The sequence below is a fragment of the Paenalkalicoccus suaedae genome, from assembly GCF_006965545.2.
GTDB classification, from domain to species: Bacteria; Bacillota; Bacilli; order Bacillales; family Salisediminibacteriaceae; genus Paenalkalicoccus; species Paenalkalicoccus suaedae.
This window is the reverse complement of record NZ_CP041372.2, coordinates 2,066,814-2,078,790: the sequence shown is the minus strand read 5'-3', so window position 1 is coordinate 2,078,790 and position 11,977 is coordinate 2,066,814. Positions and strand designations below refer to the sequence as shown.

The window sequence follows — 11,977 nt, the reverse complement described above, 5'->3', positions numbered from 1 at the left end:
ATTGGAGGACATTCATATGACTATTCAAATTGTTACTGATTCAACTGCAGATATTCCAAAGGATATTCTGCAGGAGCTAAATATTCATGTCGTTCCTCTAAAGGTCCACTTCGGCGAAGAGACATATGAGGATGGAATAGACTTAACACCTGCAAATTTCTACGATAAGCTTGAGTCTTATGAGTTTGTCCCGACTACATCTCAGCCAACTCCACTCCAGTTTGAGGAAGTATATACATCATTATACGAAAAAAATAAAACGGAAATTATTTCGTTGCATTTATCCTCGAAGCTTAGTGGTACTTTCCAGTCTGCTTATATGGCAGAGCAAACACTCGGAGAAGAAGTACCTGTAACTGTAGTGGACACAAAACGTGCCTCTTATGCGATTGGTATTATCGTGGTAGAAGCTGCAATTTTAGCAAAGTCTGGTGCTACGAAGGATGCTATCATGCAACGGATTAACGAAATGCTTGAGACAACGTCTGTTTACTTCTTAGTAGATACACTTGAGTATTTACAAAAGAATGGTCGAATCGGTAAAGCATCTGCATTAGTTGGATCTTTATTAAAAATTAAGCCGATCCTTTCTTTAAATAAAGAGGGCGAAGTTTACCCGTATGAGAAGGTACGTGGACAGAAAAAAGCGATTCAAAAGATTATCGATCGCCTAAAAGATGAGTATGAAGGTAAAACACTTCATGTCGGAATCTCGCACGCAAAAGCTTCTGACGATGCAGCTATGATTATGGAAGCTGTTAAGTCTCAGTTTAAGGTGGAGCGAGAGGTTATCACAGATATTGGACCGGTTATCGGGACACACGTAGGCCCTGGTACGGTATCGGTCTCTGTTACACCTATGTAGCATACTAGGAGCTTTTCGTGTTCGTTCACGATCGGCTCCTTTTGTTTTGAAATCTTTTTGATAATTATTCGCTCTTCGATGCTTCGTTTGTTAAAATAGACATGTATGCGAAGAGTATAATGATGAAAGCGATTCCATATAGACGTACAAGGGGGAATCTATGGTGAAATATAGAAGTGTATTTGATATTATTGGTCCAGTCATGATCGGTCCTTCAAGCTCACACACGGCAGGAGCAGCAAGAATTGGCTTGGTAGCTCGCCAGCTTTTTAGAACAGAGCCCAAAAAGGCCATCTTTAGACTATATGGATCGTTTGCTAAAACGTATCAAGGTCACGGTACCGATGTAGCACTAGTTGGAGGGGTATTGGGGTTTGATACGTATGATGAACGATTAAAAGAAGCATTTAAATTTGCGGAAGAAAAAGGATTAGCCTATGAATTTATTGAAGATGATGCTGTTTCAGCGCATCCAAATACGGTTAGAATTACCTTATCCGATGACGAGAAATCGATGGAGCTTGTAGGTATTTCTATCGGCGGAGGGAAAGTAGAAATAAAAGAGCTAAATACATTTGAGCTTCGTTTAAGTGGAAATCACCCCGCAATTATCGTCGTACATGATGATAAATATGGAGCTATTGCGAAAGTCGCAACCTTACTTGCAAATAATGAAGTAAATATAGGACATATGGAAGTATCGCGTAAAGACCTTGGTAAAGAGGCACTGATGGTCATTGAGGTCGACCAAAATGTGACGGAGGAGCTTCTGCAAGAAATTGCGACGTTGCCTCATATTAATCAAGTAACGAAGATACACGAATAGGAAGGAGTGTCTACCAATGTTTCGTAACGTAGAAGAATTAGTAACGCAGGCAGAAGAACAAGGGGAGCTACTCTCCGAAATTATGATTAAACAAGAAATGGCTATTCATGACCGAACACGTGAAGAGGTTATGGCGCAAATGGAGCGGAATTTAGACGTGATGGAGCGAGCGGTTAATCGAGGAATTATGGAAAATGTCCGCTCCGTCTCTGGACTTACAGGAGGGGACGGCAAAAAGCTTCATGAATATATGATGATTAACGAAACATTATCAGGGACGCTTTTACTTGATGCGGTTGCTAAAGCGATGGCAACGAATGAAGTAAATGCAGCGATGGGAACGATTTGTGCTACTCCTACGGCGGGAGCCGCTGGCGTCGTTCCGGGTACGCTATTTTCGGTAAAAGAGAAGTTGAATCCAACTCGCGAGCAAATGGTACGTTATTTATTTGTAAGTGGAGCATTTGGATTTATTATTGCCAATAATGCGTCGATCTCTGGCGCAGCAGGAGGCTGTCAGGCGGAGGTTGGATCGGCTACTGGTATGGCAGCCGCTGCTATTGTAGAAATGGCGGGAGGTACGCCTAAACAATCAAGCCATGCGATGGCAATTGCGCTTAAGAATATGCTTGGCCTCGTCTGTGATCCTGTTGCAGGACTTGTGGAAGTGCCGTGTGTGAAGCGTAACGCATTTGGTGCATCTAATGCACTTGTCGCGGCAGACCTAGCACTAGCTGGTATTGAGAGTAGAATTCCGGCTGATGAGGTTATTGATGCAATGTATAAAATCGGACAAAACATGCCAACTTCGTTAAAAGAGACGGGTGAGGGCGGCCTTGCAGGCACGCCAACAGGTAGACGATACCGAGATCAGATATTTGGCACTGCTGGAAAGTAGGGGGAAGGCATGACACGAGGCATTCAAGAATTATCCGGGATCGGTGCAAAGGCGGCAGAAAGACTCTCCGCATTAGGTATTACTACCGTTTATGACTTGCAGTCGTATTTTCCTTTTCGCTATGAAGATCACTCTATTAGACGAATTCAAGAAGTGGATCATGAAGAAAAAGTAACCCTCTCTGGCACCGTTCACAGTGAGCCAGAGCTCCGCTTCTTTCGAAAACAATCATCTAGGCTGACCGTTCGCGTTCTCGTGGACGGTTTATTAGTTCAAGCTATTTTCTTTAACCAACCCTATTTAAAAAAGCAAATTGAGCTTGGACAAGTGATTAGCTTTCACGGCAAACTCGATAAGAATCGCCTCGCTGTAAATGGTGCAAAGCTCATTGGTAAAACAGAGGGGCAAGGGTTGGACCCCGTTTACTCTCTACGCGGCGACATAAAAATGTTTATGTTAAGAAAATGGATTAAACAATCCTTCGATGAGTTTCCTGATGACATTGAAGAGATCCTGCCTTATCAACTCATGCAAACGTATAAATTAATGGATCGTCGTGAGGCATTTTATCGTCTTCATTTCCCAGAGAAAGAGAAGGCATTCCTACAGGCAAAGCGTCGTATGATTTACGAAGAGCTTTTGTTATTTCAACTTAAAATGCAAGTTTTCCGAAAGAAGCAACGAGAATCCACGCACGGTGTGACAAAGACGCTTCATAAAGATGAGGTGCAAGCCTTTATCGCCTCGTTACCATTCCCACTCACGCAGGCTCAGGATCGTGTGATAAACGAGATACTTGAGGATCTTGAAGGCAAGCATCGCATGAGCAGGCTACTCCAAGGAGATGTAGGCTCAGGTAAAACGGTTGTTGCAGCCGTAGCGCTGTATGCCTCTGTCTTAGCTGGATATCAAGGTGCGTTAATGGTTCCTACAGAAATTTTAGCAGAACAGCACGTGGAATCCTTAACAGAACTTTTTGCGAACACCCCGGTGAGGATTGGGTTTTTATCGGGATCATCGAAAACAAAAGAGCGACGAGAAACGTTAGCAAAGCTCGAAGCACATGAAATTGACGTTTTGATAGGCACGCACGCACTTATTCAAGAGCCTGTTATATTCGCAAATTTAGGACTCGTCATTACCGATGAGCAGCATCGGTTTGGGGTTGGGCAACGACGCGTTCTAAAAGAAAAAGGATTAGAGCCAGATGTCTTATTTATGACAGCAACGCCGATACCTAGAACGCTTGCAATTTCTGCTTTTGGCGATATGGACGTATCCACGATCGACGAGATGCCGAAAGGACGTAAGGTTGTTGAGACGCATTGGGCAAAGCAGGACATGCTCCCTAGAGTCCTAACCTTTATTGAGAAGCATTTGAAGAAAGGGAATCAAGCATATGTAATTACCCCTCTTATTGAAGAGTCAGAAAAGCTTGATGTTCAAAATGCGATTGAGCTCCACCAACAGCTACAAATGGTTTTAACTGACTGGAATGTCGGGTTAATGCACGGGCGACTTCATGCAACCGAGAAGGATGAGGTAATGAAGCAGTTTGCTCAAAATGAGGTACAGGTACTTGTATCGACGACTGTCGTGGAAGTAGGGGTAAACGTCCCTAATGCAACAGTTATGGTCATTTACGATGCTGATCGATTCGGACTAGCACAACTGCATCAGCTTCGCGGAAGAGTTGGTCGTGGGTCTGATCAAGCTTATTGTATTTTACTAGCTGATCCTAAGTCTGAAAACGGGAAAGAACGCATGCAAATTATGACGGAGACTTCTAATGGGTTTGAGCTATCCGAGCGTGATTTAGAGCTTCGAGGACCAGGTGATTTCTTCGGAGTAAAGCAAAGTGGGTTGCCAGAGCTTAAGGTTGCGGATATTGTAGAAGACTATCGTATCCTCGAAATTGCACGAGATGATGCTACTAAGCTAGTGAAATCAACTGCATTTTGGGAGACTGATGACTATAGAGGAATTAGGGAAGAACTAGCTAGACAAGGCGCATTTTTGCAGGATAGGCTCGATTAAACGCGTTTTCTGTTGAAATTATGGCGCTACCTCTATATACTACAGTTAGTACCTAGTCCTAATAACGGATGTGATAGAGAATGAAGTGGTCAAAAAAAGAGCGACAACCAAAATTAAAAGAGAAAATTGAAACAGATCCTTTTGTAACGGATGATGCGCTGGCAGACTTATTTGAAGTCAGCGTGCAAACCGTTAGGCTGGATCGTTTAGAGATGAATATACCAGAAGTAAGAGAACGTATTAAACATGTGGCGAAAAAACAATATGATACGGTAAAAGCACTTCCTATTGATGAAGTAATTGGAGAGATTATTGATTTAGACTTAGATAAGCATGCAATATCTCTTATGGATATTCGAAGTGAACACGTTTTTTCTCGTACAGGGATCGCACGAGGACATCACGTTTTTGCGCAAGCTAATTCGTTAGCTGTTGCAGTGATCGATGATGATCTTGCGCTTACGGCAAGTGCCGAAATCTCCTTTACCAAGCAAATTAAAGAGGGAGATCGGGTCATTGCGAAGGCGAGGGTAAGCGAGATTAAAGAACAGCGTACATTAGTGGAGGTTGCAAGCTACGTAGAGAACGAGCTCGTATTTTCCGGAACGTTTTCTATGTTTCGCGATGAAAGAGAGGAGTCCAAGAAATGAGATTAGCAGTTGATGCAATGGGTGGCGACAACGCGCCTAAAAGTATTATAGATGGCTGTGTCAAAGCATTAGCCGAATTCCCGAGTCTATCCATTACGCTTTTTGGAGACCAAGAAAAAATTAACGAGCACGTGACTGAGAACGACCGACTAACGATAGTACATACGAGCGTTGTCATTGATGGAGAGGATTCTCCTGTTCGCGCAGTTAGAAGGAAAAAGGATTCCTCGATGGTTATGGCTGTGCAAGCTGTAAAAGATAACGCGGCAGATGCGGCAGTATCTGCAGGTAACACAGGCGCTTTAATGACTGCTGGATTGCTTGTCATTGGCCGTACGGCGGGTATTGAACGTCCAGCACTATCTCCAATGCTACCTACGAGAGGCGGAGAGGGCTTCCTGCTTTTGGATGTTGGAGCAAACATGGACGCAAAAACATCTCACCTTGTTCAATATGCGCTTATGGGTCACATATATATGCAAAAGGTGCGCGGTCTAGAGAATCCACGAGTGGGACTACTTAATATTGGTTCGGAGCCAGGTAAAGGCTCTGATCTAGTTAAACGAGCGTATACAGAGCTTCAAGGCCTACCTATTAACTTTATTGGTAACGTCGAATCTCGTGATCTTTTAGAAGGGGCAGCGGATGTCGTCATTTGTGATGGCTTCTCAGGTAACTTAGTTCTTAAAACAATTGAAGGAACAGCGATGTCCTTATTCTCGATCATGAAAGAGGAATTTACATCCTCAACAAAAAACAAGCTAGCAGCTGGACTGTTGCGTCCATCGTTTAAGAAAATTAAAAATAAGATGGACTACTCGGAATATGGTGGAGCTGGACTATTTGGCTTGAAGGCACCAGTTATTAAGGCACACGGATCGTCTGACTCTCAGGCATTTTTTAGTGCGATTAGACAAGCAAAGGTGATGCATGAAGAGGATGTTATTCCTTTGATTGAAGAGTCGATCAATAAGCTTCCGAAGCGTGAAGAGGAGGATATCACATGACAAAAATCGCGGTATTATTTCCAGGACAAGGCTCCCAAGCAATAGGCATGGGCCAAGAGCTTTTTGAATCTCATCAAGAAGCAACACACATTTTTGAAGCTGCAGACAAAGCGCTTGGAGAGCCATTTACTAATAAAATTTTTAATGGAGAAGAAGACGAGTTAAAGCAGACTGCAAACGCACAGCCAGCGCTTGTGACAGTTGGCGTTGCCATTTGGTCTGTATTAAAGGCTAAAGGACTCACTCCCGACTTTTTAGCAGGTCATAGCTTAGGCGAATACAGCGCGTTAGTTGCAGCAGGTACGATGTCCTTTGAGGATGCTGTAAAGGCCGTGCGAGCGCGAGGTACATATATGGAACAGGCGGTTCCTAATGGGCAAGGGGCAATGGCAGCTATCTTGGGGTTAGGTCGCGAAGAGCTTGTTCAAGTGACAAAGCAGGCAACCGAAGAGGCTGGTGTTGTAGAGCCTGCGAATTTCAACTGCCCTGGACAAATTGTGATTTCAGGAAGCGCAGAAGGAGTAGAGCGTGCGATCGAGCTAGCGCGTGAAGCTGGTGCTAGACGTGCGCTACCGCTAAATGTGAGCGGTCCGTTCCACTCATCCCTAATGAAGCCAGCTGCTTTAAACATGCGTGATGTGCTACAAACAATCGAGCTTTCAGAGCAACAAACGCCAGTCATTGCAAACGTGACTGCAAAACCAGCCGATGACGTGCGTGATCTTTTAGAAAAGCAAATTTACTCTCCCGTACTATGGGAAGACACGATTTCGTATCTAGTTGATCAAGGAGTAGATACATTTATTGAAGCTGGTCCAGGAAAAGTATTGAGTGGATTAGTAAAGAAAGTATCAAGACGAGCGACGGTGTTACCAGTTTATGATAATGACACGTTAGAAGCGGCACTACAGGTAGTAGAGGAGGCAAAATCATGAAGGGTCAACGCGCATTAGTAACAGGAGCATCTCGCGGAATTGGACGAGCGATTGCTTTAGAATTAGCAAAGTCCGGAGTAGACGTTGCGATTAACTATGCTGGCAGTAAAGAAAAAGCAGAGCAAGTAGCTAACGAGTGTCAAGAACTAGGAGTTAACGCGTTTGCGATTCAAGCAGATGTTAGTAAAGAGAGCGATGTACAGGAGATGGTCAAAGCTGTAACAGAAACATTTGGCGGACTAGACATTCTTGTAAACAATGCTGGAATAACTCGTGATACGCTCGTGATGCGTATGAAGGAGACGGACTTTGATGATGTTATTAACACAAATCTAAAAGGTGTCTTCCTTTGTTCAAAAGCAGTTATGCGTACCATGATGAAGCAACGTGCCGGAAGAATTATTAACATTTCCTCCGTTGTCGGCGTCCTAGGTAATGCTGGTCAAGCTAACTATGTTGCGAGTAAAGCTGGCGTGATTGGGCTTACAAAGTCATTAGCGCGTGAACTAGCTAGTCGTAATATTTTAGTGAACGCAGTAGCTCCAGGATTTATTACAACAGAAATGACAGATGAGTTAAATGATGAGATGAAGGATGCCCTCATGAGCCAAATTCCATTGGCAAAACTAGGTGAACCGGATCATATTGCTCGAGTTGTCAGGTTCTTAGCAAGTGAAGATGCGAGCTACATGACAGGCCAGACGCTTCATGTCGATGGCGGTATGGTTATGCCATAATGAGTCGAAAGGTTCTCATGTTAAGCGTGATAATTTAACTAGTATTTCGCTTAGTTTTATCCTATAATTACGAAGAGGAGGTGAGTTGAATGGCAACGATTCAAGATCGCATTGCAAAGATCGTATCCGAGCGCCTCGGTGTCGACGAGTCTGAAGTGAAAAAAGAAGCTACCTTTAAGGATGACTTAGGTGCTGACTCTCTTGATGTAGTAGAACTAGTTATGGAACTAGAAGATGAATTTGACCTTGAAATTTCTGATGAAGAAGCAGAAAAAATTTCAACGGTTGGTGACGTCGTCGATTACATAGAGCGTCAACAATAATAAAAGACTTTATAAGGGTGCTCCTAAGCTTAGGGTGGCACCCTTATGCTCTTTCCCATCCGTTAGAGGAGAGCAAATGATTATACAAAAATATACAGTAGGGAAGCGATGGGGGTTGTTATGCAACAATCGAGAAAGATTTATCGAAGGGGTATGAAGCGACAAGGAAAAAAACTGCAGATGACAAAGGCTCAAAAGTCTAGATATCGTCAGTTTTTAGAACAAATTAACGTGACGTACGAAAGCGAAGATTTGTTTATCCAAGCATTTACACACTCCTCTTACGTCAATGAACACAGAATTAGACCGTATGATGACAATGAACGTCTTGAATTTTTAGGCGATGCAGTTTTGGAATTGGCCATCTCACAATATTTATATAAGCTCTTCGATCATATGAGCGAAGGCGAGATGACCAAACTCAGAGCTGCGATCGTATGTGAGCCTTCTCTTGCTAAAAACGCAAAAGAGCTTCACTTTGGAGATTACGTTCTCTTAGGCAAGGGAGAAGAAATGACCGGTGGTCGCGAGCGTCCGGCTTTATTAGCAGACGTTTTTGAAGCATTCATTGGAGCACTTTACTTAGACTCTGGTATGGACGCCGTTTACAGCTTCCTAAACGATTTCGTTTATCCAAAAATTCATCAAGGTGAGTTTTCTCACATGATGGACTTTAAGAGCCAGCTTCAAGAGCTTATTCAGCGAGAAAGCCAAGGTCAGGTACAATATACGATTGTCCAAGAAAAAGGACCTGCGCATTCACGTGAATTTGTATCAGAAGTGACACTAGAAGATACAAAGCTCGGTACTGGTACTGGTAAGTCCAAAAAAGAAGCCGAGCAAATGGCCGCTCAAAAAGCACTTGAAAAACTCAACCAAGAAGAAACTTCAAATTAACGAAAGTGGTTCTTTGTGATGCTATAGAAAGCATGATGAAGACCACTTTTTTGTTTTGTTGGGAGAAAGATGAGAGAGGATTGACGTTTTAATGACGTTATAGCATAAGGAGTGATGGTAGATGGAGCCACGGACGTTTGTTGAAGTTATGGTAGTGGCTTTTATCGTGAGTTGTCTACTTATTTGTGCACTTGCTTTGCCACAATGGAGAAGAAGATTCGTTTATGTATCTCTGGCTGTAATCATCTTATATGCCGTTCTTTTTATTGGGAGGCCATTTTGGATTGATTATCGAATAGCAAATAAAGTTGAGCAAGTGGAGCTTTATTTATTGGATGTGCACCCAGATGATTCTTGGCAAATTGCGACGGTGCCTCATCGTGTACCTGGATTTAAGCATATGAATCCGTACATTATCTCCGTTACACTTGAAACAGATCCTGACGTAGTCTATTATTACGCGGTTGAGCAGGGTGAGGTCATCGAGGCAGGGTTTTCTAGTATCATGAATTAAATGAAATAATCGTACTATTTAGTAGAGAAGAGTAAAACTTGAGCTTAAGCATAAGGCGTGTGTGCTGCTGGGATACATGCGGTTGGGAAGAATGCACACACTGTCGGCCTTGTAAACTAAACTGTGTAAGTAAGAGTGCGTACGACTTTTACTTCGCAGTTTAGTTTTTTATTGTTAAGATAAATTCATATGGTTGGAGGAGGATGGGTATGGTGAAAAAGGATCGAAATGCTAAAGCGAGTGAGTTGGCAAAACAGATACTAGAGACGTATGAGCCTGAATCCGTTCAAGATATGCAGGAAGCCCTTAAAGATATCTTTGGTCCAATGTTTGAATCTATGCTAAAAGGCGAGATGAATCACCATCTAGGTTACCAATCTAACAGTAAAGAAGAGAAAGAATCACTAAACAGAAGAAATGGTTATGGGAAAAAGACGCTTCAAACGAGCTCTGGTGAACTGGACATTCAAGTGCCACGTGATCGAGACGGATCATTTGAACCTCTTCTTGTCCCAAAGCGTAAAAAGAATCTCTCTGAGATGGAGGATAAGGTAATCTCGATGTACGCGAGAGGTATGTCACAACGTGATATCTCCTCTACAATTGAGGAGATCTATGGCTTTTCCATCTCTCACGAGATGGTCTCAGACATCACAGACAGTGTGATGCCAGATCTTGAAGAGTGGCAGTTCCGTCCACTTCAAAGCTGTTATTCATTTCTGTTTGTAGACTGTATGTATACCACCATTCGTAACCACCACGAGACGAGAAAGTATGCCGTTTATACGATTCTCGGTTATACACTTGAAGGTAAAAAAGAGATTTTAGGTTTGTGGCTAAATGAAACAGAAAGTAAACACAAATGGATGCAGATCTTCGATGAGATTAAGTCCCGAGGTGTCGAAGACATCTTCTTTATTTCAATGGATGGTGTCAGTGGATTAGAAGAAGGCGCTAAAGCCGTCTTCCCAGAGGTCGTGGTCCAGCGTTGTATTGTTCATTTAATACGCAACTCTGTCCGTTATGTACCTTATAAAGACTATCGTGCTTTCACTAAATCTCTTAAAACCGTTTATGGTGCTCCAAATTTGAAAGCTTGCCGAAAAGCCTTTGATGAGTTTGAGAAGCAATGGACACAATACCCAGGCGCTATTGATGTCTGGAGAAGAAACCTTCAACACGTTGAACAGCTTTTTGATTATGGCAGTGCGATTCGAAGAATCATGTACACCACCAACGCGGTCGAAAGTGTTCACTCCAGCTTTAGAAAAGTCACTAAAAAAGGAGCATTCCCCCATGAGAATGCTTTATTAAAACTACTCTTTTTACGGATTAGAGAATTAGAAGTGAAATGGGCAACTGGCTTCGTTCCTAACTGGGCCCAAGTATTAAATCAGCTATTGATCAATGAAAGCCTACAGACTAGGGCTGCCAAGTACCTGGAGTAAGAAACTTACACAGTTTATTTGACAAACCCACACTGTCTACTAACACCCACACAAAAAAAGCTTTGACAGATACATCATTCCTGTCAAAGCCGCTTTATAAAGCTACCTATTTAAAATAATCCGCTTCAAGCGTATTCAAATTCTCTATCGACTTCTTCGCCCACTCCGTATCGTCCATTTCAAGCTTTTGACGAAGCTCATCTAGCGCAACCTTTAACGACGTTCTATAATCTGAAATTTCACCCTCGTAAGGCTTTACATGCGTATTTGGCATATTTGCCTTTTCTGTGTAGGCTAGAGCTCGCCTCTCTTGGAATAATGGTACATCCGTTTGGCGAGGATTATGCAGATCTCCTTGAGTTGGGTGCTTTTTAACAGCCAGTACCTTCACCACATAAAATCCGCCGCGCTGTCCAACAATTTCTCCAACATACTGCCCCGTTTTATACGTACCTATTACGTGTTGACCAGTCTCCATATCCACACTCATCACCTCTCTAGTAGTGTCGCAACCATTTATTTAAGGATAACATAGCCCTAATTTGTGAAGAAAATAGTAGGTGTTCGCCTTATCAAAAAAAGCCGTGCATCTGCACGACTTTATGTATGGGTTAGCCTTCGTGCTTTAACGTACCAAGCTCTGTTACGATTGCATCCATTTCACTTACGCTAAAGCGATTTTTAGCCATCACCATTTGGTGGATTTCGCTAATCTCCGTTAGCTTTTTGACAGAAAAGTGTTCTGGCTTTATAGCCGCACCATTAACAATTTGAAGCTTTACTTTAATATCGTCTAACATTCTCTCGATTTCTTGTCTAGATTCTTGTTCAGACACGTTA

At 42.8% G+C, this 11,977-nt stretch carries 14 protein-coding genes; 12 read left to right on the top strand and 2 right to left on the bottom strand.

Annotated features, from left to right (window positions below; translation table 11 throughout):
* The first annotated feature begins 16 nt into the window (after positions 1-16).
* From FLK61_RS11010 to FLK61_RS10955, 12 genes are all read left to right on the top strand, one after another.
* Positions 17-865 carry a DegV family protein gene (locus tag FLK61_RS11010; RefSeq protein WP_176009510.1) on the top strand — a complete coding sequence of 283 codons (849 nt, stop codon included), beginning with the start codon at positions 17-19 and terminating at the stop codon, positions 863-865.
* A gap of 163 nt (positions 866-1,028) precedes the next feature.
* Positions 1,029-1,691 (top strand): L-serine ammonia-lyase, iron-sulfur-dependent subunit beta, encoded by a 663-nt coding sequence (sdaAB, locus tag FLK61_RS11005; RefSeq protein WP_176011215.1) that lies wholly within the window; start codon positions 1,029-1,031, stop codon positions 1,689-1,691.
* Between the two features lie 16 nt (positions 1,692-1,707).
* Positions 1,708-2,589, top strand: a complete 882-nt coding sequence (gene sdaAA / locus FLK61_RS11000; RefSeq protein WP_176009509.1) for an L-serine ammonia-lyase, iron-sulfur-dependent, subunit alpha — start codon at positions 1,708-1,710, stop codon at positions 2,587-2,589.
* A 9-nt stretch (positions 2,590-2,598) separates the two neighbouring features.
* Entirely contained in the window at positions 2,599-4,626 is a 2,028-nt protein-coding gene (recG, locus tag FLK61_RS10995; RefSeq protein WP_176009508.1) for an ATP-dependent DNA helicase RecG, read from the top strand.
* Positions 4,627-4,706: 80 nt separating this feature from the next.
* The gene (gene fapR / locus FLK61_RS10990; protein WP_176009507.1) at positions 4,707-5,276 is read left to right on the top strand and encodes a transcription factor FapR; all 570 of its coding nucleotides are present in this window, start codon (positions 4,707-4,709) and stop codon (positions 5,274-5,276) included.
* Positions 5,273-6,283 carry a phosphate acyltransferase PlsX gene (gene plsX, locus FLK61_RS10985; RefSeq protein ID WP_176009506.1) on the top strand — a complete coding sequence of 337 codons (1,011 nt, stop codon included), beginning with the start codon at positions 5,273-5,275 and terminating at the stop codon, positions 6,281-6,283. Before fapR ends, plsX begins: the two co-directional genes overlap by 4 nt.
* Entirely contained in the window at positions 6,280-7,218 is a 939-nt protein-coding gene (fabD, locus tag FLK61_RS10980) for an ACP S-malonyltransferase (RefSeq protein ID WP_176009505.1), read from the top strand. The genes plsX and fabD overlap by 4 nt, the downstream gene beginning before the upstream one ends.
* A complete protein-coding gene (fabG, locus tag FLK61_RS10975; protein ID WP_430708749.1) occupies positions 7,215-7,955 on the top strand; it encodes a 3-oxoacyl-[acyl-carrier-protein] reductase in 741 nt (246 codons plus the stop codon). The genes fabD and fabG overlap by 4 nt, the downstream gene beginning before the upstream one ends.
* 89 nt (positions 7,956-8,044) lie before the next feature.
* Positions 8,045-8,278 carry an acyl carrier protein gene (gene acpP / locus FLK61_RS10970; RefSeq protein ID WP_176009504.1) on the top strand — a complete coding sequence of 78 codons (234 nt, stop codon included), beginning with the start codon at positions 8,045-8,047 and terminating at the stop codon, positions 8,276-8,278.
* 180 nt (positions 8,279-8,458) lie between these two features.
* The gene (gene rnc, locus FLK61_RS10965) at positions 8,459-9,175 is read left to right on the top strand and encodes a ribonuclease III (RefSeq protein WP_430708818.1); all 717 of its coding nucleotides are present in this window, start codon (positions 8,459-8,461) and stop codon (positions 9,173-9,175) included.
* A gap of 121 nt (positions 9,176-9,296) precedes the next feature.
* On the top strand, positions 9,297-9,689 hold the full coding sequence (locus tag FLK61_RS10960) for a hypothetical protein (RefSeq protein WP_176009503.1): 393 nt from the start codon (positions 9,297-9,299) through the stop codon (positions 9,687-9,689).
* Between the two features lie 203 nt (positions 9,690-9,892).
* Complete coding sequence (locus FLK61_RS10955) at positions 9,893-11,137, top strand: IS256 family transposase (protein ID WP_176008377.1); 1,245 nt, start codon at positions 9,893-9,895, stop codon at positions 11,135-11,137.
* A gap of 106 nt (positions 11,138-11,243) precedes the next feature.
* Here the strand turns inward: FLK61_RS10955 and kapB are convergent, their stop codons facing one another.
* Together kapB and FLK61_RS10945 are read right to left on the bottom strand one after the other, a co-directional pair.
* Positions 11,244-11,615, bottom strand: coding sequence for a kinase-associated lipoprotein KapB (gene kapB / locus FLK61_RS10950; protein WP_430708748.1), 372 nt, complete (start codon positions 11,613-11,615; stop codon positions 11,244-11,246).
* A gap of 133 nt (positions 11,616-11,748) precedes the next feature.
* Complete coding sequence (locus FLK61_RS10945; protein WP_249777582.1) at positions 11,749-11,973, bottom strand: DUF1128 domain-containing protein; 225 nt, start codon at positions 11,971-11,973, stop codon at positions 11,749-11,751.
* Positions 11,974-11,977: the final 4 nt, after the last annotated feature.